This window comes from Paenibacillus alkalitolerans (genome assembly GCF_016482785.1).
Lineage (GTDB): Bacteria > Bacillota > Bacilli > Paenibacillales > YIM-B00363 > Paenibacillus_AE > Paenibacillus_AE alkalitolerans.
Window position 1 is genome coordinate 46946 of record NZ_JAEMXM010000028.1, and the last position, 22436, is coordinate 69381.

General features: G+C 49.5%; 21 protein-coding genes and 1 pseudogene. 8 read left to right on the forward strand and 14 right to left on the reverse strand.

Annotated elements, in window-relative coordinates:
- Positions 1 to 59: 59 nt before the first annotated feature.
- From JET16_RS26440 to JET16_RS26445, 3 genes are all read left to right on the forward strand, one after another.
- Entirely contained in the window at positions 60 to 1229 is a 1170-nt protein-coding gene (locus JET16_RS26440; RefSeq protein WP_199622780.1) for a DUF2515 domain-containing protein, read from the forward strand.
- Positions 1159 to 1614 carry a CBO0543 family protein gene (locus tag JET16_RS30990; protein WP_325176781.1) on the forward strand — a complete coding sequence of 152 codons (456 nt, stop codon included), beginning with the start codon at positions 1159 to 1161 and terminating at the stop codon, positions 1612 to 1614. The genes JET16_RS26440 and JET16_RS30990 overlap by 71 nt, the downstream gene beginning before the upstream one ends.
- A 362-nt stretch (positions 1615 to 1976) precedes the next feature.
- On the forward strand, positions 1977 to 2510 hold the full coding sequence (locus tag JET16_RS26445; RefSeq protein WP_199622783.1) for a hypothetical protein: 534 nt from the start codon (positions 1977 to 1979) through the stop codon (positions 2508 to 2510).
- 128 nt (positions 2511 to 2638) lie between these two features.
- Here the strand turns inward: JET16_RS26445 and JET16_RS26450 are convergent, their stop codons facing one another.
- From JET16_RS26450 to JET16_RS26465, 4 genes are all read right to left on the reverse strand, one after another.
- Positions 2639 to 3739 carry a bifunctional 3-deoxy-7-phosphoheptulonate synthase/chorismate mutase gene (locus JET16_RS26450; protein ID WP_199622683.1) on the reverse strand — a complete coding sequence of 367 codons (1101 nt, stop codon included), beginning with the start codon at positions 3737 to 3739 and terminating at the stop codon, positions 2639 to 2641.
- Positions 3740 to 4128: 389 nt separating this feature from the next.
- Positions 4129 to 4485, reverse strand: a complete 357-nt coding sequence (locus JET16_RS26455) for a DUF2512 family protein (protein ID WP_199622686.1) — start codon at positions 4483 to 4485, stop codon at positions 4129 to 4131.
- 325 nt (positions 4486 to 4810) lie between these two features.
- Positions 4811 to 5194, reverse strand: a complete 384-nt coding sequence (locus JET16_RS26460) for a hypothetical protein (protein ID WP_199622689.1) — start codon at positions 5192 to 5194, stop codon at positions 4811 to 4813.
- Positions 5195 to 5386: 192 nt separating this feature from the next.
- On the reverse strand, positions 5387 to 6736 hold the full coding sequence (locus tag JET16_RS26465; RefSeq protein WP_199622692.1) for an aminotransferase-like domain-containing protein: 1350 nt from the start codon (positions 6734 to 6736) through the stop codon (positions 5387 to 5389).
- Between the two features lie 222 nt (positions 6737 to 6958).
- Here JET16_RS26465 and JET16_RS26470 point away from each other — a divergent pair, with 222 nt between their 5' ends.
- Entirely contained in the window at positions 6959 to 7630 is a 672-nt protein-coding gene (locus tag JET16_RS26470; protein WP_199622694.1) for a nitroreductase family protein, read from the forward strand.
- Between the two features lie 30 nt (positions 7631 to 7660).
- Here JET16_RS26470 and JET16_RS26475 read toward each other — a convergent pair whose 3' ends face one another.
- A complete protein-coding gene (locus JET16_RS26475; protein ID WP_199622697.1) occupies positions 7661 to 8443 on the reverse strand; it encodes a class I SAM-dependent methyltransferase in 783 nt (260 codons plus the stop codon).
- A gap of 778 nt (positions 8444 to 9221) precedes the next feature.
- Here JET16_RS26475 and JET16_RS26480 point away from each other — a divergent pair.
- Complete coding sequence (locus JET16_RS26480) at positions 9222 to 9473, forward strand: AbrB/MazE/SpoVT family DNA-binding domain-containing protein (RefSeq protein WP_199622700.1); 252 nt, start codon at positions 9222 to 9224, stop codon at positions 9471 to 9473.
- Complete coding sequence (locus JET16_RS26485) at positions 9470 to 9907, forward strand: type II toxin-antitoxin system VapC family toxin (protein WP_325176785.1); 438 nt, start codon at positions 9470 to 9472, stop codon at positions 9905 to 9907. The genes JET16_RS26480 and JET16_RS26485 overlap by 4 nt, the downstream gene beginning before the upstream one ends.
- Before the next feature lie 784 nt (positions 9908 to 10691).
- Here the strand turns inward: JET16_RS26485 and JET16_RS26490 are convergent.
- The 9 genes from JET16_RS26490 to JET16_RS26530 form a co-directional block, all read right to left on the reverse strand.
- A complete protein-coding gene (locus JET16_RS26490) occupies positions 10692 to 11960 on the reverse strand; it encodes an ABC transporter permease (protein WP_199622718.1) in 1269 nt (422 codons plus the stop codon).
- Positions 11953 to 12855, reverse strand: coding sequence for an ABC transporter ATP-binding protein (locus tag JET16_RS26495; RefSeq protein ID WP_199622721.1), 903 nt, complete (start codon positions 12853 to 12855; stop codon positions 11953 to 11955). The genes JET16_RS26490 and JET16_RS26495 overlap by 8 nt, the downstream gene beginning before the upstream one ends.
- A gap of 215 nt (positions 12856 to 13070) precedes the next feature.
- Positions 13071 to 13394 carry a hypothetical protein gene (locus tag JET16_RS26500; RefSeq protein WP_199622724.1) on the reverse strand — a complete coding sequence of 108 codons (324 nt, stop codon included), beginning with the start codon at positions 13392 to 13394 and terminating at the stop codon, positions 13071 to 13073.
- Positions 13395 to 13749: 355 nt separating this feature from the next.
- Positions 13750 to 14688 (reverse strand): cytochrome c oxidase assembly factor CtaG, encoded by a 939-nt coding sequence (gene ctaG / locus JET16_RS26505; RefSeq protein WP_199622727.1) that lies wholly within the window; start codon positions 14686 to 14688, stop codon positions 13750 to 13752.
- A 251-nt stretch (positions 14689 to 14939) separates the two neighbouring features.
- Entirely contained in the window at positions 14940 to 15281 is a 342-nt protein-coding gene (locus tag JET16_RS26510) for a cytochrome C oxidase subunit IV family protein (RefSeq protein ID WP_233532309.1), read from the reverse strand.
- A 6-nt stretch (positions 15282 to 15287) separates the two neighbouring features.
- A complete protein-coding gene (locus JET16_RS26515) occupies positions 15288 to 15944 on the reverse strand; it encodes a cytochrome (ubi)quinol oxidase subunit III (RefSeq protein WP_199622741.1) in 657 nt (218 codons plus the stop codon).
- Positions 15941 to 17830 (reverse strand): cytochrome c oxidase subunit I, encoded by a 1890-nt coding sequence (ctaD, locus tag JET16_RS26520; protein ID WP_199622744.1) that lies wholly within the window; start codon positions 17828 to 17830, stop codon positions 15941 to 15943. Before ctaD ends, JET16_RS26515 begins: the two co-directional genes overlap by 4 nt.
- Before the next feature lie 26 nt (positions 17831 to 17856).
- Positions 17857 to 18870, reverse strand: coding sequence for a cytochrome c oxidase subunit II (gene coxB / locus JET16_RS26525; RefSeq protein ID WP_325176782.1), 1014 nt, complete (start codon positions 18868 to 18870; stop codon positions 17857 to 17859).
- 221 nt (positions 18871 to 19091) lie between these two features.
- Positions 19092 to 20717, reverse strand: coding sequence for an ABC-F family ATP-binding cassette domain-containing protein (locus JET16_RS26530; protein ID WP_199622758.1), 1626 nt, complete (start codon positions 20715 to 20717; stop codon positions 19092 to 19094).
- Between the two features lie 192 nt (positions 20718 to 20909).
- On the opposite strand from JET16_RS26530, the gene JET16_RS26535 reads away from it, so the two are divergent.
- Together JET16_RS26535 and JET16_RS26540 are read left to right on the forward strand one after the other, a co-directional pair.
- Entirely contained in the window at positions 20910 to 22076 is a 1167-nt protein-coding gene (locus JET16_RS26535) for a conserved virulence factor C family protein (RefSeq protein ID WP_199622761.1), read from the forward strand.
- 119 nt (positions 22077 to 22195) lie between these two features.
- A pseudogene (locus tag JET16_RS26540) lies at positions 22196 to 22436 on the forward strand (hypothetical protein); the annotation flags it as partial.

Sequence of the window (22436 nt, forward strand, 5' to 3'; positions counted from 1 at the left end):
TTATTCTGAAGAAGAAAAAGCGTTCTTAAGGGAGTAGAGGTTCGTTGATTGTTGAATTTATGAAGGAAAAAATAAGCCTGTTCAATCGAAGACTATTCCCGCAACTGGCAGCGATCAAAAAAGAGCTTAAACAGAAAAGTAAAAATTTAAATCAGGGTGCGGTAAATCCAACGACACTGCCCCTGAAAGACCAGGAACTCATTTATCAAATCAAAGAGAGAACAAGTCGGCTGAACTTGAATAATGTGACTCGAACGATGGCTTACTATGACTTCTATTGCCGTTATCCCGAAATTCATTGGGCCTTTCTCGGACATATGGTGTCGAGAAACGGCGGCTGGAATATGACGGATCTGAAAGGGGAATTGATTTCCAGATTATTGTCCGAAGAAGAACAAAAGGAGTTCTTTAATTTTTTAGAGCGCGGAAACTGGCTGATTTTTCAGGATGTATACCCGCAATTTTTGTTATATGAGGAAAGTTTAAGTACACAGACAAACTTGTTTTATCTTTTGCCGTATTTCCATGTTTCCACGTTTATGGAGACGATGTGGAATCATTTTTGGAAGATCGGCGACCGTTATCTTTTGGCTGTAGCTCTAGTTATCAACGAACAAAGTTACCTCGAGCAAAGAGTTATTCGGAATCCTTATTACCAAAAAAACGTGCTGCAAACGATCGAATTCAAACTGCAAGATGTATTGAGCTTAAATCAAATCATATTCCCCTATTACCAGGATACGGGGAATTCTTCATCCCAAAAAACAGGCATTATCGGCCAAACGCTTCGCCATTTTTCCTCCCTCCATGATCGCATTTTACTCGGAAAACGCTTGTACTCCATCATTTTTAAAGATCCGGATGTATGTAGACGCGTAGTAGGCTGGGCGGGAGATCATCCCCACACAGGTTCCCGCAAAGATTACTGGCCGCATCTGTTTAACGATGTGAACGAATCGTTACCGGGCGTACCTTATAAACGGCGCACGGACCATTGTCGTTTAAAGGAAGCTGCAGCAAGAATATATAGTCCCGCTTTACGTCATGCATGGAGTTATGTTGAACATGTGAACGCGGAGGAAGAAGATTGGTTTAAGGATTGGAAAATCATTCATTATTTCATCGATCATGAGGATCAAGTAGATGGAGAGATCTATCATGCGTACTGTGAAACATTGGAGAAGGTCGAGCTTGCGGTCATTGCAAAAACATCCATCTTTCAGCGGTAAAACTACCCCTTTGAAAGGCTACGTCTCATCTATGATATTTGCTTCTTTGTTGGGGACGTATCTGGATCTCCTTTTGGTGGGGAAACAATTGTATCACTTTCCTGTCAGACTTTTCCCGGACATTTTTACAATCAATATTTGGTTTACATTATTAGTGCTGCCGCTTGGAACGGCTATCTTTCTTTATGCGGTTAAGAATATGCACCCTTGGGGGAGAATTGGATTCATTCTTCTTCTTGCCCTGGCAATGACTTTCGTAGAACAGCTGTCCGAAAAAACAGGATGGTTTTCCCACAGTTCGGATTGGCGGCACTCGTACTCTTTGTTCGGTTACATAATCTTTATGTGGCTTGTGATGAAATTTCACCGGTGGACGAACAGTTAAGGCCAGAAAGTCCTGCAACACTTCCTTTGCCCGATTCCAGCCGGGGACAACCTTCATCGGCGGGATCTTTTGTTTTTTCCAATATACTGTCGCCTATTGTGCTGCAGGTGAATACCCTGTTACTGAAATAAACATTAGGAGGAAATCGAATGTATTCAAATTCATTGTTCAATTATGCAATTCCTTATAGGGTTCATTCTGAAATAGAACCGCACCCTCACTATTATAGAAACGCCGTATACCCTCAATCGGGATACTTCCCAACGGTATACCCGCAACAACTCTATGCTTATCCGCCATTTCCGTATTACGATTATAGGTATACTTACGGACCGTTATCAAACGACGAATACCGCAATGATATGGTCAAAGCGAGTCATCAGCATGTCGAAGAAATCTTGGCATCCTGGTCGGGAAAACCTTTGGAAGGTGCAAGAGAAATGATTTCCAAGTACGGACTTCCGGATGAAGCGACACCGAGCATGCTGATTTGGTACAACAACGGACCTTGGACGAAAACTGTAGTGTTCCGCGAGACGGTGCCGCATAATTTTCCGAAACCGCATCCGGACTTTCTGGAACAAACGATTAAGTATGAAGTTCCTGTACAAAAGTTTGATGATATCGGAGCGTTCGACGGCAGCGTATATATCGATCGAACGAAAGGAACCGTTTCCGCGAAATGCCATATGGAACCGATGAATATTTTGTCATTGAATCTCATGAACGATATTGTCACCGGCAAAAGAAGCGTGGAACAGGCGCGGAAATTTTATGCCGATACAGTCGTTAAGTTCAACCAAGGAATTCCTACCCCATATACGGAAAAATTGCTGTTCCCCTTGCCGGAAAAGACGGGAGATCCTGATGTGGCATTGGTACGGGCGGATTCATGAAATTATCTGCTCCATTGTCCGAAGCCGATTCGTCCCCTCCCTACTGCGTTGAGGAAGGGGTCTTTTCGGCTATTATGATAAAATCGCGTCCCCCTCAATACGAAGCGTTCGGGTACGCGATTTTACTTCTACTTAGTATATGAATCTAGGTATTGCACTATTTGTTCACCGGGAGACTTAATGAACAAGCCGGATTTTTTAATTTGTCCCCAGAAGTCGATAAACTGATTAATGCTTAATTGTTGATTTGCATCCGACAAGGCGGATGGCGGGTCGGGGTGTACTTCAACCATAATTCCATCGGCTCCCGCAGCGAGTGCGGCTTTGGCACAAGGGGCCATAATGTCTTTCCGTCCTGTGGAATGGCTTACGTCAACGAGAACCGGCAAATGGCTTTCTTGCTTCAAAATCGGCACAGCCGAAATGTCAAGAGTGTTGCGAGTCCATCTTTCATGCGTCCGGATGCCGCGTTCGACCAAGATCACTTGCTGGTTTCCGCGCGAAACGATGTATTCGGCCGCAAGCAAAAATTCTTCCAGCGTTGCGGCTGTCCCCCGCTTCAACAACACCGGTACAAACGCTTCGCCTGCCGCTTTGAGCAGCTCGAAATTTTGCATGTTTCGCGCACCGATCTGAATGATATCGATATACCGCATTGCCATCTCGATATGAGACGGATGTACAATCTCGCTGACCGTTACCAACTCAAACTCATCTGCAATTTCCTTCAATATTTTCAAGCCTTCGATCCCAAGCCCCTGAAAGTCGTAAGGCGATGTCCTCGGCTTGAAGGCCCCTCCCCGGATCACGCTCACACCGGCCGCCTTTAACTGCGCCGCTGAGGTACGCATCTGTTCATAACTCTCCACCGCACAGGGACCCGCAATCATCAGGTGAGATCCGCTTCCGATTTCAATCCCTTTTACCTTGATCACCGTATTCTCTCTTTGGTGTTTCCGGCTCACTAACAGAGGTTTCTCCTGAGCATTCTGGAAGTTTAACATTGCTCGATCTATTTGCTGCAGCAGATGCCGCAGGGCCTCTTCATCAATCGGCGCCTGTTCAACCACATGCAGTTTGCAAACCTGATCGGTGTGCGGCATACGATGTTTCCGCTGCATTCGGCTGATTTCCTGAACAATCATTCCCCGCCTTCCAAGCAGCTCCAACAGCTCGGCATCGATCTGCATCAACCGTTCCTGCAGTAAGTCCTTCCCCGCATAACTCATTTTCTCTTCACCCCTGTTATTCAGTGTTATTTAGGCCGCAAAAAAAAGTTCCCCATCCGAAAGGGACGGGGAACCGCGGTACCACCCTAATTAGAAGCCCTGACATATATTGCATTTATGCAGAGCCGCTCACTCATTCCAACACGATAACGGCGTGTAACCGGAAAACCTCTAATGAAACCTTGGGAGTCAAGGCCGTTCAAGGATCGACTCGGGAGTGAACTTCGGCGAACGCATGCCTTCGGAGCGCTCTCAATCTCCGGCTCTCCGTCCCTGTAAGGAGCAATTCGCTTACTCTTCTCCGTCATTGTCATTAAATACTTATTTTTTCTTAATGTATGTAATTCCGTTGGAAATGTATGGACCATCACCTATCTTAAGCATCTGTTTTATTCTTGAGGCGCTTTCTGTGTTCTTCCGCTTCGAATTAACCATCTATGTTGAACGATTTCCGTCAGCGTCAACAGAATTGCCGTCAAAATTGCCCCAAAGAAGGTGACATTCGCCGCCTGGAACAGAGATACAAAGTAAACAATTAGTGTAGCAGCAATAAAATCCATTGCGGTGCTTAGCCAAAACGTACCTTCTTTTAACAAAAAGACTTCCATCATGTGGGCGGCGACAGCGAGCACTAAGCCAACAATAATGGGTTGATACAGCGCGGTATAATTAACATTCGGAAACAAATAAGAAGCAAGAATTACCGTCAACGGGCACACGATCAATTTCACAAACAAACCGGCCATGAAGACTCCTCCTTTTTTTATAATTTTCACCAAAAGGATCTGTCTCTATGCACATCGGTTAGTCCGTATGAAACATCCGCCCGCGCTATACAACCATATTATTCGTTTGCGCCTGTCACCCTTTCGGCATAATCCCTTCTCATTTCTCCGGTGAAATCACTGACTAATGGGCGATTTCGACATGTTTATGACGCAGCCGCCGGCAAGCCGGTACGTGAGTTCTATGATACGGGAATTGTGGAGATATTGTCGGAGGAGTACGAACACCTTCATTAAATGAACAGCGGAAGACTATGGCGCGAAAATAAGGTCCTAGTCCACCGCTTTATTCAACTACTGCTGGTATTTTGTATAAAACATAATCCCCAGTCCACATCTTCCCCGTTACAATAATCCGTTCGTTATTTTTATTTTTGAAAAATAACCCAGCACCATCATATGACTCATACACTAATCCTCGATCTTCCATTGCCTTTATGACATTGTTTCTTCCTTCTTGCTGATTCCCTCTAAAACCCAACCAATAAAAACCATCAACCTTAGCTAATTCAACTAGTTCATTGTTACTACTACCCAATTTTTTAACAACTTCTTTCTTCGATACCCCTTCAAAAGGAAGCGTCGGGTAATAAGCTTTATTAGAGTAAAACCAAAAACTTAATAAGATAAATGCTACCAACACAGAGACAAAGATAACTATTGTTTTCACGGCGTATTGGACTCCCTTTTTATTCAGAGTGGCGGCTTAACTAATTGACAGTTCCTTACTTTCCGTATGCCTGAATTGACTCAATAGTCGCAAAAATTCGCGTGTAAACATCCTCAATATTCGAGGCATTAATCGGGCTGAATACCCCGCCTGATTACTCGCAAATAACGCCGCCGCTTACATGCGGCTGTGTCAAGATGGGGACCTTACTTCCTGCCTCACTTCTTCGATGATCTCCCGAACTCCCTCCTCAATTTGCTCCGGCTGCGCCCGTGAGATGCTGATCCGCAAAAACTTCTCCCGTTCCATATAATCCGATAGATAAAATCGCTTACCGGAGACGACTAAGATATCCTTTGCCGCAAGCCGCTCTACTAAGCGTTCAAGATTGACCGTCTTCGGCAGCTTGAACTGAACGTACACACCGGAGAGGACATCCGAGGTTTTGAGCAATCCTGCATCGTTATGCCGCCGCACCGCCTCGTTAAGAGCGCGAATCCGCGCCGCATATTGGCTGCATATTTTCCGTTTGTGCCGCTCGTACATGCCGTTTTTGATATACACTTCGAGCGCCGCTTGGGACAGCTGCGAGGTGTCTGCGTATCTTTTGTATTCGCAGAAGGTCTCCAGAAGTTTTTCCGGCAAAACGACAGCGCCGAGCCTGAGTCCCGGAAAAATGATTTTCGAGAAGCTTTTCAAATAAACTACGTGCGATGTACCGTTATAGGAGTAAATCGGATCGATGCCCGGTTCTTCGCCTAAATCGGCCATATAATCGTCCTCTACGACGTACACATCATATTTGCTCGCCAAACGGGCGATCGTTTTCCTCTCGTCCGAGCTGTACGAGGTGCCGAGCGGGCTGTGGTGCCTAGACATGGTGTAGAAAAACTTGATTCCGCCATGTCTGAATTTTTCCTCCAATTCCCATAAATCAATTCCATCCGTCGTACGGGCGATTCCGCATATCGGAATGCCCTCCGCCTCAAGAAACCGCAAATAAATATCGTAACTCGGCTGTTCGACCAGAATGACCGACTTTCCGTTTGGAAACGACATTTTCGCCAATATTTCGAGCGCCTGATTGGCACCCGACGTTACGATGATCCGTTCCGCTTTGGCAAACACTTGATCCCCTGCCAAATGGGAAACGAGTGTATGACGAAGCGTTTCCAGTCCTTTCGAATCGCCGCAGGTGAATAGGTCGCATTTGTAAGTGTCTAAAGCCTTGTTCAAGCAGTGTTGAAAATCCAGATACGGAAACACGCTCGGATCCGGCGACGAAGAAGCAAAATCTATCGTCTTGCTCTCCGTTGCTCTTGTCTGGTTCCCCGGCTTGTCCACCACGTAATAGCCGCTTTGAGCAATCGAGTAAATGGCGTGGCGTTTCTCCAATTCCTCATATGCCCGTGTTATAGTACTGACGCTGCAGTCGTAATGCTTAGCGGCATTGCGGAGGGAAGGCAGCTTTTGACCCGAAACGAATTGCCCTTCTTTGATTTTTTGCTCCATATCAGAGAGAATATCCAAATATTTTTTCATTCCGCTCCCCTCGCTTTCTTAGCCTATTATATTTTACTCGTGCAACTGTTACGATACACTTTGGAGAAAATGCTATTGTTCCAAGTCGCAGATTGGCATAACATACAAGCAACGGATTCTAGTTCGCGAACATGATCCCGGTTTTTGGAAGATTGGAAGTTCCGTCATACAACCAAAAGGTCAGAATTTCGCTTATGATACATTCAAAGGAGTCGATCGAAATTGTCTTCAGCTGTTCAAACCGATTTTCTCACCATATTCCGTGAACGTCATTCCGTCAGATATTTTGATGCAACGTACAAACTCAATGAACAAGAAATCATAGAGCTTTTGGAAATCGCGGGCAGCGCCCCGTCTTCATGGAATCTTCAGCATTGGAAGTTCGTCGCCTTTACCGTGGCAGCAGCGAAGGAAAAACTGCTTCCTATCGCGAATGGCCAAAAACAAGTCGTCGACGCTTCCGTTACCGTCGCCATACTCGGGGACTTGGAAGCCAATCGGAATGCCGAAGCCGTGTACGGGCCCGTCATCCGGGCCGGACTCGAAGATGCTTATGCAGGCTATTCTTCCCATCAAGTCCTGTTCGCTCAAATCGAAGAGGCTTATACGGTAAGCGAATCTTCCTCCTATCGGCGCGATGAAGCGATTCGCAACGCATCGCTGGCCGCTATGCAACTTATGCTCGCCGCGAAAGCGCATGGTCTCGACTCGGGTCCGATGGTGGGTTTCGACGCCGACGCCTTCGTCAAAGCGTTCAATGTTCCGCCGCGTTATGTTCCGGTCCTGCTCGTAGCCATTGGCAAGGAGGCTAAACCTGCTCGGCCTACCTCCCGCTTCCCGGTGGAGCAGACCATCATCTGGAACGGGTTTAACCCCGATAACATAATTACCTGAACTTAACAATTGAGGTGCCGTTTCTCCATGTCAGTCTTTTCGACGGGCGACATGGAGAACAGCGCCCCAGTGGCGGCGAACCGACTTTTCTGGACGTCTATTAAGACGAATTCGGATCTCGTTATAGAGCTTGTCGCGTTTCCATTCCTCCATAAGTATGTGTCCGGAGAAGGTTTCGAGGAGTTTAATGTACTCATCAACATGATAAATGCGCTCCCAATCGAAGTGTCGTATGTGAACGACCTCAAACAGGCCGCTTTTCTCAATCTCATCTGTTTGCTCGTGCAGTTCATTTCCCGATTTACCCTCGCCGATCTCATTGTAAACGGTTTGAATTTCATGGAAGAATGGGTCTCCATCGTCTGGTAAAACGTGACCTGCGTTCCAAAATGCCAGGTGTCCGCCGGGACGAAGGACTTGCCATGCCTTGATATACCGAACTTCAGGATCGACCCAGTTCCAAGCAGTTGCAGCGAATACCAAATCAAACCCTTTCTCCGCCTCAGGTTGCCAGTCCTCGAAACTCCCCGTGATAATGTCAACGTCCATGCCGACAAGGTTTTGACGGGCAACTGCAGCAAGCTCAGCGCCAAGTTCCACGCACGTGATCATAAATCCACGCTTGGCTAACGGGAGAGTAGCCTTTCCTGTAGCACAGCTGACTTCCAACAAACGATCACCAGGATTCAAATTGGCCGCATGGATTACATCATCGAACAATTCTTCCGGGTAATCCGGACGCGCCTGCTGATAAAAGTTCGCGGCTTGTTCAAATGACTTGCGCAATTTTTTATAATCGTTCTTCGAGTTCATAATTTTCCCCCTTTATAGGTTACTCAACTCCCTGCCCGTTACGAAACGAGGCTGCCGAATGTCCTCTGCGGCAGCCTCGTGTTTATGTTATCGTGCTCTTTATCCCTTTAGCCAAATATCCTTACTCGGCACAGCACCTTTGGGGTTGGAAAATTCGTTATCGCTTGGCATATTCCATGTTCGCTGTCTCCAACATGGATTTCCAATTCGAGAAATCGGTTTTCCTATCTACATGTCGATCAAATAGTTCGTCAGGAATGTTACCGACATCTTCAATGGTCTTGACTTGAAAGTTTCCGTTCTCAACAAACTCCTCGAAACTCTTGAAACTGGAATGCTTAATCATAAACGACTCATTGAACAATTCTTGAATATTGATATGATTCGGTTTCTCATGAATTGTTTTCTGGCCTTGTAAGTCCTTTAGCAGTTCGTCGAATGATATTGGTTTATGTTTACTCAAATAAACACCCCTCAAAATATAGTTTTTTCTCATTATACACTATAACGTTATCCATCTATGCATAATTCATCTTCCTGTCTAACCAACATCGCGACGCCTTTCACTTTCAATTTTACTACCCTCATTTGGCTGTTTATACATGAAAATTACTCCATTAAACTGTTACCTCGAAATTATCCTAAGTTTAACACAAAACCATGATGCTTTTTTTGGCCGAAAGAAGCCGATGTTTTGTCAGTCACCTTGAAATTGGATTATTTCGATCATAGTATGATAAAATATATATTAGTAAGAAAAAAGAAAGGATGGTGCGACATGGATTATGTAACGAAAATGGAGAGCGAAATTCGTTCCAAGTATCAAATTACAATTCCGGAAGAAATACGTACGAAAGCAAAATTGTCCGTTGGAGATAAATTATTATGGCAGTATGACGAAGTTCGGAATGAGATCATCGTGATGCCAAAACCGAAATCATTCTCCGACAAGCTGTGGGGACTTGGAAAAGAAATATGGGTGGATGAACCAAGTGATGACTATGTTCGAAAGGAGAGAGACAATTGGTGAATGCCTCCTCCCTCTCCTCATTTAAGAAGGTCGCGTTAGACACGAACATATTCATTTATGTATTTGAGCAGCATCCTGAATTCGGTGAGAAAGCAAAAAGGCTGCTTGAGCAAATTGAAGAAGGAACCTACTCAGCCATTGCCTCGACCATTTCTTTGACGGAGATCCTTGTGAAACCGATTCGGGATGGGAACCTCGCTTTAGAAAAGCAGTACAAGCTGCTGTTCACCCACTTTCCTAACCTATCGGTTGTCTCCGTTGATACTATTGTCGCTGAACGAGCCGCCTTTCTGCGAGGAAAATACGGAATGAAAACACCGGATGCGCTTGTGATTTCTTGCGCCATCATTGCACAAGCCGATGTGTTTGTTACGAATGATGTTCGACTGGAACAAGTGGAGGAAATACCCTGCAAAAGCCTGGCTCAATTATAAATATAAATCGAATAAGGGGCTAGATGCTCGTACCCCATCTGCTCAACCTCAATATGTAAAGTAAAGTTCAACTGTACGGTAGACTCAAAATGTAAAGTTGAAGAATTTCCTGCATCAAAAAACATAGCAAAAAAACAGCTCCGGGAGCCGCTTTTCAGCTTCCGGAGCACTTGGTGCGAATTTTACATTTTGCTCATTTTGTAAAGTTGATTCTCGTTTTGAGCAATTTATAACCGCCTAGTCAAAGGCGAGCCAAATCCTTAGCGTCCCAACAATGTCCTGTTGTACGTAAGCTATATTGAAATAATTTCGATTTCCAGTCCATAATTGTTTATCCTGCACTTCTGTATAGAATCCTTCCTTTTATGTCTTCTCTCTCTTGAAATATCCTCAGTTAATTGAACTAAACTGCTCGTTTACGGAGCGAAAAAAGAGCTGCCGACGAGCAACCGCAATTGTGTCTTTGTTATCCATTAGCAAGAATCACTTTTTAGTAATTACATAAGCAATGAGAAAAGAAATTTGGAGAGAAATCACCAAACAGATAATAAAAATATCTGATTCAGCGCCAGCGGAATTTCCCAATTCGCTAAGAAGAGCGAAAGCTAAGAAAGTTTACCACTATACCCAAAAAAGTCCCGAATACTTTAAGTAACCTTGCATTCCTTACACTATTACGCGTTAACATCAAAGCTCCTCCCAGACTCTATGACAATCATCTTCAATCAACATGCTGCCTGCTATTTTTTACTATAACCGTTACTCACATAAAGCCCTTGTTCACTCACACGTCATACGCCCGCATCGCTTTGCGCAGCTCACGAAACGATGGGCGCTTTCCGTACAGCAGCACGCCGGTGCGGTATATTTTCGCCGCCAGCCAGCCGAGCGCCAAGACGGAGCTTATCAATATCGCGAGTGACAAGGCGATTTCCCACGGCGCGGGGGAACTCATTCCGATGCGCAGGAACATTAACAGAGGCGAGAAGAACGGAATGAACGACATCGCCACGACGAACGGAGCGTTCGGATTCGACAAACCGTACATGGCAATCATGAACGCCGCGATAATAAGCATGGTGACCGGCATAATGACCGGACCCACTTCTTCCGTACGGCTCACAAGCGAGCCAACTGCCGCGAACACTGTGGCATATATGAGATAGCCCAGCAAGAAAAACACCAAGAAATATATGAGCAGCATCGGGTCTATCTGGCTGAGATTCAAGTTTAACTCCTTAAGCATCTCATTGCCCGCCGCATTGGCGATATTGACCGTACCGACCGCGATGAACAGCACGATTTGCGTCAAACCGAGCAAGCAAATGCCGATAATTTTCCCGAACATCTGAGTGAGCGGCGATACGCTTGAAACGAGCACTTCCATCACCCGCGAGCTTTTTTCCGCAGTAATTTCCGTCGCCACCAAATTTCCGTACCCGATAACCCCTACATACAACAAAAACAATAATGCGTATACGAGAACAAATGCCAATTCAATTTCCGACTCCGTCTTTCCTTCCGCCTTCGCGTCGGTTAATTGCACCGGCACGAGCTCGATTGGCGCAAACAGCGTGTCCGCCTGCTCGGGGGTAAGGCCGATTTCCTCTTTCGCCATCTCTTGTTTGACGGTACGGAGCGCCGTATCGAGTTCCCTCAACAAGCCGGAAGGCATGGAATCTTTCGACTTATACTGGAACGCTGGAAACGCCGCTTCGGATCCGCTTTCCGCTTCCACCGACAATAAATATCCCTTCAATTGCCCGCTATCCACCATCGATTTCGCCGTTTGCTCATCACCGTTCAATGGTACGATTTCGATCGTCGGATCCGGTGACGAAGCGATATGTTTTATTAGCGCCGGCGTCACGTCCGGTTGCGACGGAAATACGCCGACTTTCTGAGGGCCATCGGATGAGAATGCCGCGATCAACGACGGCAAATGAATCATAACGGACAATATAAGCAAAAATATTAACGTCGTGATCAGGAACGATTTCTGCTTAATCCGGTTGCCGTATGTAAAACGAATGACCGTCCATAGCTTACTCATGAGCGCCACCCACCGTTCGAATGAAAATATCGTTTAACGAAGGTTCCATAATTGCAAATCTGTTCACCGCGGACTGCTCCGCAGCTGCCAGAAGTACGCGCTGAGCGGCAGTCTCTTCGCGGATCAAGATGTCGTAGCCGTTCTCCATTTTCTTTACTGCCGTTACGCCATCAACCGACTCCAACCCTTCGACCGGCGCTTCCGTCTCAAGCAGCACTCTCTCCCTTGGAAATCCACGCTTGATTTCGCGCAGGTTGCCTTGAAGCACGGCATTCGATCGATGCAAAATGCACACATGCTGGCACAATTCCTCAATATGCTCCATTCGATGGCTCGAAAATAAAATCGTAGTGCCGTTGTCACGAAGCTTCGTAATCGTCTCTTTCAACAATTCAACGTTGACTGGGTCAAGTCCGCTGAATACTTCATCTAAAATAAGGTACTCGGGAGAATGAATGATCGCGGCTATAAATTGAATTTTTTGCTGGTTGCCTTTCGATAATTCTTCAACCTTTTTCCCGTAATATTCCGGCACTCCAAAGCGCTCCAACCATTCCTTCAAACGGCGATCCGCTTCTTTCCTGTTCAATCCGCGCAATTCGGCCAAGTACAGCAGTTGGTCGCACACTTTCACCTTCGGATACAGACCGCGTTCCTCCGGCAAATAACCGAAGCGGCTTTTCGCTTCTTTCGAGTACGGCTTTCCATTATATTCAATCGTGCCCTCGTCCGGGTGTATGAGCCCGAGCACCATCCTCATCGTCGTTGTTTTGCCGGCGCCGTTCGCTCCTATAAGACCGAAAATTTCCCCTTTAGCGACGGAAAAACCAATGCCGTTCACCGCCGTATGATCGCCAAATCGTTTCGTCACGCCCTCCAGCCTCAAGGCTCCCATACAATCTCTCTCCTTCCACTCTTTGCCTCTGTTATTTCTGTGCCGGATGCTCCAATTCCTTCCTGTTGTTACGGCTGGAATATCGGAAAGTTTCATACGTTACATGATCCAGCGGTTGTCTAACCGGTATGCGATGATGCGCTGTTTTCCTTTCACCGGTTCGAAGACACCTTCTTTGACAAACCGCTGCAACCACTCCGATGCGGTCTGTTTATTTACGCCGAAATCGGCTGCAACCAAAGCGGGTTTGATGATCCTGTCGTTGCGCATCGCCAAACGGATGATTCTGCTTTTACGGATGGCCATTTATCGTTCTCTTTAAGCGCGATCGGACCGTCATTCAGATAATACCACCGGCCGAGTGCCTGCATAATTTGTCTTCGGCAAATGTGCGGTTTATTAAACACCATGTTCGCCGAAAAACGCAGCAGATACCATCCGTTCAGCAGCATATCGTTCTGGCGTTCAAGATGATCGTCAAATTCCGCCGGAGAGATCTCTTTCGCATGCGTTGTATAGCCGTCCAATTCGACTTTCATCTTCTGCAGCCCGTCTACGAACCGAACATCGGCAAACCGGTCCCCTCCCTTGAAATCCTTGAACGGATACTACATTTGAAGGCCGCGGAAATTGTATTCGAAGGTCGGACCCCAAATGTTGTCCAGAAAAGCGATTTCCAAGTTGACAAGCTTCTTTCGCCAACTTCCTCTCTCCTTCGCTTCTTTCTCGAATTGCTCAACGAATCTTCGCTACCGCGGGATGCATCTTTGCTTCCTCCTCCATGAAAAAAAGCACACCCTCTTCAACTCATTCGAGTCAAAAAGAAGTGTGCTTCACTTCGCATATTTTGTTTCAACGGACGGTTCAAGAAGCCGACACAAGCCAAGCAGCGGCTTACTTACCGGGTATCGGATCGGCGGCGGATCGCAGCTGCTCCAATACGGCCGGCGACGGATCAAGCGAGTCGTCCTCGCCTTTCGGATTTTCCCGCCGGTACCATTGCCAGAACACATAACAGAGGATCGAGCCGTACACAGCTTCCTGCATTAGCTTCATCAGCACGCCGCCGGTCTGCTGATCCTCAAGCGGGTCCATCCACTGAAGAGAACTCGGGCCGGAGAACATTTCGAGAATGGCGGCAGAGTTTTGCGGCAAGCAGTAGCCCATTGCTTTCGCCCAAAGCAGTGGATCCGTATACGTCGAGTACATCGCCGAACCGGAGAAGATGATCAATGCGCAGGCGGGCATCAACAAGACGCTGTTGGCGAAAATATAGCCCATCTTCTTAAAGCCTGCGAGCTGATCCATCGATTTCACCGGACAAATGATCGGGAACCACATGAGCAAGCCGGTGATCATCAGTACAATGTAAAACAGCGTATGAATCGCGTAGTTCGTCATCACATAATCGTGAACGGCAGGTATGTGATATAAGGAAAATGCGGCGTTAAACAGCAGCAGCGTAATGACCGGGTTAAGCAGGAACTTCATATTCCGGAACAACGGCAGCCGGCCGATCGGCTGCAGCAGCCAGCCGGGCGTGCCCGCAAGCAGCATGGGAACCGCGATAATGTAGGCGAACGCCATGCTGAGCATATGGAATGTGAACATCAAGTGGCCCAGCAAATCAATCGGACTGCCGAAAGCGGCATAAAGAAAGAAGAGCCCGGACAGAAACCAAAATTTCTGATAACCGGTCACCGGCTCCGAATCGCGGAAACGGAACCGTCCGGGCCCGGTAACATAAAGATACAACCCTGCGACCGCGCCGAAAAGCAAGATCATCTCCGGACTCCACATCGCGGCAAAACCAAAGCCGTTCAAGCCGAACATAACGCAACCTCCTTTGCATATATATCTTAATTTGCGGACAACCTGCGGTTGCCTACTTGCATATATATCTTAATTTGCGGACAACCTGCGGTTGCCTACTTCGTTAAAAGGAAAAGGGGCGCAAACCGTCGACGACGCCTGCCACCCCAACAAATGTACGTTAAATCGCTACCGTNCGTTAAAAGGAAAAGGGGCGCAAACCGTCGACGACGCCTGCCACCCCAACAAATGTACGTTAAATCGCTACCGTTTTACAGCCAAGACCATAACACGCCGGAAGCGATGGCCGTCAACGCGACGAAGAAGCCGAACGCGATCCCGATCATCGGGTAAAAGTGGCCGCGGTCTTTCATATGCATCCAGTAAGCCAACTGAATCACTGCTTGGAACAGGCCAAGGATAATGATAAATCCTATGACGAACCAAGGCTCCAGCTCAAAGTTGGCCACAGCAAGGAACGCAAACGCTGTAAGCAGGATCGAAAGGGCGAAGGCGAGCAAATGGTTGCGCGGACCTTCGTGGCGGTGCTTGCGCTGCACCTTCGGACCCTCGTGAACGGCGGCTTCGGAATTGTTATTCTCCATTTCCGACATTGCGGATCACCCCATTTTCCCCATAAGATATACGATCGTGAAGATGAATACCCACACGACGTCGATAAAGTGCCAGTACAGGGATGCTACGTAAATCTTCGGAGCGGTAACGACCGTTAAACCTTTCTTCAACAGCTGAAGGATCAACAGGCCGATCCACAAAATACCGAATGCAACGTGAGCGCCGTGGAAACCGACGAGCGAGTAGAACGACGTTCCGAATGCGCTCGAGTTAAAGCGATGGCCCTCATGCGTGTAATGTAAAAACTCGTAAATCTCGAGGCCCAAGAAGCCTGCGCCAAGCGCTACCGTTACGGTGAGCCAAAGCACCATTTGCGGGACGCTTCTTTTAATATGCATCGCTTGGATCGCGAATACGCTTGTCAGAGAGCTGGTAAGAAGCAGGAACGTCGCCCATGCGACAAGCTTCAGATCGAACAATTCCGCTCCGGTCGGTCCGCCCAGCGTGTTATTGCGAAGCGTCAGGAACGTGGCGAACAACGTACCGAATAGGACGCATTCGCCGCCAAGAAACAGCCAGAACGCCAAGAGCTTATTGCGGCCTTCAAGCGTCGCGCGCTCCGGCTCGTGCGGCAATTCGCCGGCCGTGCCGTGGTGGCCGTGACCGTGATTTGCGTGTGCGTCAGCATGGCTCGTGCTCATCCTTGAACCCCCTTCCCAGGCTTCTCCGTCGGATCGATGTGGAAACCGTGATCATCATATACGGAACGCAAGAACATACAGAAGAACGTAACGACCAATCCGCCTACGGCAACCCAATAGCCGTTCAGAACTTCACTGTACATAAACCCAATTGCCGCGATAAACAATCCGACCGACATAAAGAACGGCAGGATCGAAGGCGACGGCATATGGATCGGTCCTAACGGTTCCGCCGGCGTCATCTCTTTGTTGCCCGCCATCTTTTCCTTCCACCATGCGTCCAAACCGCGGACGAGCGGAGTTTGCGCGAAGTTGTACTCCGGCGCCGGGGACGAGATCGTCCACTCGAGCGTACGGCCGTCCCACGGATCGGCAGGCATGTTTTTCGGTTTTGCCCAAGTGATGACGATGTTTACCAGGAAGATGAGAACGGCTAAGCCCATTACGAAGGCTCCGATCGTAGACAGCATATTCATCCAGCCCCAGCCCGGGTTTTGATCTTCGGCCAGGTACGTGAATACGCGGCGCGGCATACCGATCAAACCAAGGAAATGCTGGATCAGGAACGTCAAGTGGAAGCCGATAAAGAACATCCAGAACGTGATTTTACCAAGCGTCTCATTGAGCATGCGTCCGAACATCTTCGGCCACCAGTAGAAGAGGCCCGAGAATAATCCGAATGCAATGCCTCCGACGATAACATAGTGGAAGTGCGCGACTACAAAGTAGGAGTCATGGAACTGGAAGTCGGCGCTCGGCACCGCAAGCATTACGCCCGTCACGCCGCCCATAACGAATGTCGGGACGAAACCGATGGCGAACAAATTCGCCGTGTTGAAGGTAATTTGGCCGCCCCACATCGTAAACAGCCAGTTGAATATCTTTATCCCCGTCGGAACGGCGATCAACATCGTTGCAATTGCGAACAGCGAGTTAACGACCGGGCCCATTCCCGTCGTGAACATGTGGTGAACCCACACCATGAAGCCCAAGAAGCCGATCAACACGGTTGCGAACACCATCGCGCTGTAACCGAACAACCGCTTGCGCGAGAACGTAGGGATAACTTCCGATATGATGCCGAATGCCGGCAATACGAGAATGTACACCTCAGGGTGACCGAAAATCCAGAAGATGTGCTGCCACAGCACCGGATTTCCGCCGCCGTTCGGATCGAAGATGTTGCCTCCGAACAACCGGTCGAACGTAACCAAGATCAAGCCTACCGCCAAAGCCGGGAAAGCGAACAGTATCAATGCGGACGTAATGAACGACGTCCATGTAAACATCGGCAAGCGCATGAAGGACATGCCCGGCGCGCGCATGTTGATGATCGTGACAAGGAAGTTAATGCCGCCGATGAGCGTACCGATACCTGCAATCTGCAGCCCCATCAAGTAGAAGTCCATCCCTCGATGAGGGCTGAATGCGTCGCCGGATAGCGGCACGTAAGCCGTCCAACCCGCGTCCGGCACTTCTCCCAAAACCCAGCTTAAATTGAGCAGCAAAGCTCCGAAGAAGAATGTCCAAAACCCGAGCGCGTTCAGGAACGGGAACGCGACGTCGCGGGCGCCGATTTGAAGAGGCACGACCGCATTCATAAAACCGAAGATAACCGGCATGACCGCGAGGAAGATCATCGTGGTGCCGTGCATTGTAATCATTTCGTTATAAGTTTGCGCGTCCAACACGCTCAATTCGGGCCCCATCAACTGAAGACGAATAAGAAGCGCTTCGACGCCGCCGATCAGAAAAAACAATCCGCCGGCGAGCATGTACAGAATGCCGATCTTCTTATGGTCGACAGTAGTGAGCCAATCGAGCAAGCCGGAATATCTCTTTACGGCGTGCCCGTGAGCGTGCGCATGTGCGTGTGCGTTAGCCACCGAACTTACCTCCTGTTAAGGTTATATCACTTCAGCTCGAGCAAATATTTCGCAAGCTGATCCATCTCTTCTTCCGACAAGTCCGGAAACTTCGGCATTAGCGTGCCGGGCTTCTTGCTTTGCGGGTCGCGAATCCACTCTTTCAATTCTTCCTCGTTATGAGGGAGAATGCCGCCGATTGTAGTGCGCTCGCCGAATCCGTTCAAGTTCGGAGCCGCAGGGCTTTTTCCGCCGGGCGCAATTGCGTGGCATGAGATGCAATTCGCTTTTTGGAAGACTTGCTCCCCCGCAGCAGCGTCCGAAGAAACCGCATTTTCTTCCGTCATATCCGCAACCCACGCATTAAAGTCTTCTTCAGACTTTACGATGGCCTTAAAGTCCATATAAGCATGGGATTGTCCGCACAATTCGGCGCACTTCCCTTTGTATGTTCCGACTTCCGTCGGCTGCAAGTGCATGTATACCTTCTGTCCGGGGTTCGTATCCTTCTTTCCGCCGATTCCCGGAATCCAGAACGAGTGGTTCACGTCCGCGGAAGTCAGTTCGAACGCGACTTTCTTGCCTACAGGCATAACCAAATCCTGCGAGGTGGCAATTCCGAGGTCCGGGTAGTTGAATTCCCACCAGAACTGGTGCGCCACCACCTGCACCCGGATCACGTCTTCTTGTTCCCATATGTTTTGTTGGTCGTGCTTGAATGTATATCCGACTGTGGGAACGGCCAAAATCGTAAGCAAAATGAGCGGGATGACCGTCCAAATAATTTCCAGCTTATGATTTCCTTCAACCTGCTTCGGAATGCTGTCGTCGCCCGGACGTTTGCGGAAACGTACCAATACGTATATCGCAATCGCAAATACGACGACTACGACAATGACCATGATGACGATCGACAAAATCATCAGATTAAGCTGTTCCTGCCCTTCTACGCCTTTCGGGTTGAGCGGCGTCGCTTCTTCCAGCGAGCATCCCGCCAGCAGGAGAGCCAGCGCGGCGAACGAGAGAAGAACGCGCTTTCCTTTCAACAACTGCTGCATCATCGGTAAACAAACCCCGCTTCTTAATATGAATTTTCGCGGCCAAAACCGCGTAAAATCAATGGTTTCGGGCTACAAAAACGCCTTACTCAAATATAATTTCGGCAAGCACCGTTGTCAATTTAGTCACCGAAACTTCACAAATTGTTCTAAAATAGAAGCTTCCGATTCACTGCCCATTTTTTGGGGGGAACACTACAAAGCGTTCCCCAAGCAAGTGAAGTCTACGCGCCTTTCGGATACATTTCTTCCCGCATCCGTTTTACGTCCGCATTTTCCAAATACTCGTCGTATGTCATTTGCTTGTCGATAATTCCCGACGGCGTGATTTCGACAATGCGGTTGGCGATCGTGTTCACGAATTGATGGTCGTGCGACGTGAACAGGATCGTTCCGTCGAAATCGGCCAAGCCGTTATTGAGCGCCGTAATCGACTCCAGATCCAAGTGGTTTGTCGGCTCGTCCAAGATCAGCGCGTTGGCCCCCGTAAGCATCATGCGGGAAAGCATGCAGCGCACCTTCTCTCCGCCCGACAACACGCTTGCTTTCTTCAGCGCTTCGTCTCCGGAAAACAGCATGCGTCCGAGAAACCCGCGAATGAACGATTCGTCTTGATCTTTGGAGTATTGGCGCAGCCAATCGACAAGAGACAGGTCCACCCCGTCGAAGAAGGCGGAGTTGTCTTTCGGGAAGTAAGCCTGCGATGTCGTTATGCCCCAGGTGTATTCCCCGCCGTCGGCCGGCATCGACCCTGAAATAATTTGAAACAAGGTCGTCTTGGCAAGCGAATTCGGTCCGACGAAGGCGATTTTATCGCCGGTGTTGACGGTCAAAGAAAACTGGCGCAGCACCTGCTCGCCGTCAATCGTCTTGGTCAAGCCGTCGATCGCCAGCATCTGCTTGCCGGCTTCGCGTTCGGGTTTAAAATGAATGTACGGATATTTCCGGTTGGAAGGCCTGAGGTCGTCAAGCGTAATCTTCTCCAACAATTTCTTGCGGGATGTCGCTTGCTTCGATTTCGATTTGTTCGCGGAGAACCGCTGAATAAATTCCTGAAGCTCTTTTACCTTCTCTTCCTTCTTCTTGTTCGCGTCTCTTAACAACTTCTGCGCGAGCTGGCTCGATTCGTACCAGAAATCGTAGTTGCCTACGTAAAGCTGTATTTTGCCGAAATCGATGTCCGCGATGTGCGTGCACACTTCATTAAGGAAGTGACGGTCGTGGGACACGACGATGACCGTTCCTTGGAACTTGCCGAGGAAGTTGATCAGCCAGCGGATCGACTCGATATCCAAGTGGTTTGTAGGCTCGTCAAGCAGCAAAATATTCGGATTCCCGAACAGCGCCTGCGCAAGAAGCACGCGTACTTTTTGGTTGCCTTCGAGCTCCGCCATCTGCTTGCCGTGAACATCCGTCGGAATGCCCAGGCCGATCAGCAATTCCGCGGCTTCCGCCTCCGCTTCCCAGCCGTTCAGCTCTCCGAATTCTCCTTCGAGCTCCGCCGCGCGCATGCCGTCCTCGTCCGAGAAATCCGGTTTGGCGTACAGCGCGTTCTTCTCCTGCATAATGTCATAGAGCCTCTTGTGGCCCATAATAACGGTTTCTAGAACCGGGAATTCGTCATAGACAAAATGATCCTGTTTCAAGACCGCCAGCCGCTCGCCCGGGGTGATGTGAACTTCGCCCTTCGAAGGTTCGACTTCTCCGGAGAGAATTTTCAGGAACGTGGATTTCCCCGCGCCGTTCGCGCCGATGAGACCGTAGCAGTTGCCCGGTGTAAATTTAATGTTTACGTCTTCGAACAATGCGCGCTTGCCGTACCGCAGCGTCACGTTGGATGCGCTAATCATGTGAAGCTCAACCGCCCTTTCCTTGCATTTTTGCAACTTGACTATTATAGCATATTTGCCCGCTCTATGTGGGGGAATACGCAGATTAGATGACGGTTGTTTGAAATTGGCGCCGTTTTTGCGCCGTAGGTACATGTGGTATCATAAGGGAAAAATGTCACGGGGGAGCGAAACGGAGGTGCGCAACAGGTTATGAAGATCGTATCCATCGAACCGACGCCGAGTCCGAACGCCATGAAGCTGAACATGGACGAGACGCTGGCGACCGGCGCGAGATATTCGTTCGAGGCTGCCGATGCCGGCCGGGCGCCGGCTTACTTGAAGCGGCTGCTGGCGATCGACGGTGTGAAGGGCGTCTATCAAGCGGCTGACTTCATCGCGGTTGAGCGTGAGGGAGGCGCGGATTGGCGCGTAATTTTGGCCGCGGTGCGCGAAGCGTTCGGCGCGGACGGCGCCGTTGCCGGCGAGGCGGACGCGGCGGCGGATGCCGGCGGTTTTGCCGGGTTTGGCGAAGCCGCCGTATTCGTGCAGATGTTTCGCGGCATTCCGATGCAGGTAAGAGTTCGCGCCGGGGGCGAAGAAGCCCGTGTGGCGCTGCCGGAGCGGTTCGCGGCGGCGGCGATGACGGCGGGCGCCGCTTCGCCGAATTTGATCAAGGAGCGTACGCTTGTCGAGCACGGGGTTCGGTACGGCGAGCTTCCCGAGATCGCCGCGCAAGTTTCTGCGGAACTCGATGCCGCATACGACGATGCCCGCCTGCAGGAGCTCGTCAAGCTGGCGATGGAGATGGGCACCGCCGCCGAGACGGGTGCCGAGGGTGCCGCGGGTGCCGAAGCGAGAGCAGCGTTAACTCCGGAAGAAGTAATGAGCCGTCTTGATTCGCCGGATTGGAAGACGCGGTACTCCGCGCTTGAGCGGTTGAAGCCGGCCACGGAGCATCTCCCGATTATCGTGAAGGCGTTGGGCGACGGCAACTTTTCCGTCCGCCGGCTGGCCGTCGTATATTTGGGAGATATTAAGGGGCCTGAGGCGGTGTCGCTGTTGTCCGGCGCGCTGCGCGATTCTTCCGCCGCCGTCCGGCGCACGGCCGGGGACGCGCTGTCCGACATCGGCGACCCCGCGGCGCAGCCCGCCATGATCGCGGCGCTGCGCGACCCGAGCAAGATCGTCCGCTGGCGCGCCGCGCGGTTTTTGTACGACTGCGGCGACGAGGCCGCGCTCGATGCGCTGCGCGAGGCGGCGGACGATCCGGAGTTCGAGGTCGCTTTGCAGGCGCGGATGGCGGCCGAGCGCATCGCTTCCGGCGAAGAAGCCGCAGGCACCGTCTGGCAGCAGATGGCGCGCCGCCGCGAACAGTGATATACATGCATTAAATATTGCAGCAAAGCGCAAAGCATGCGCCGTTCGCCCGGTTGTCTGCCGGGTCGGGCGGCGTTTTTTGTTTGTCGCATACCGCTTGCTTGGGAGGAGATTCTTGTATGGATGACGCGGCGTTTGATAAAGCATATGACGATTGGTATGCGAAACATTTGGAGGAAAGCTCGGGAGAACGTAAACGGCGGTTGGAAGAAAAACTTGTGAAGAAAGATTCGGAGGATGATGACGATCACGCCGAAAAGCTCCTGCTGCGGAACGTTTGGTGGCCCTTGTACGGCACTTTGGATCATGTCCATCCCGAGACTCACCTTGTTTCACTCTGGAACAAGCGCAAGTGTTTCG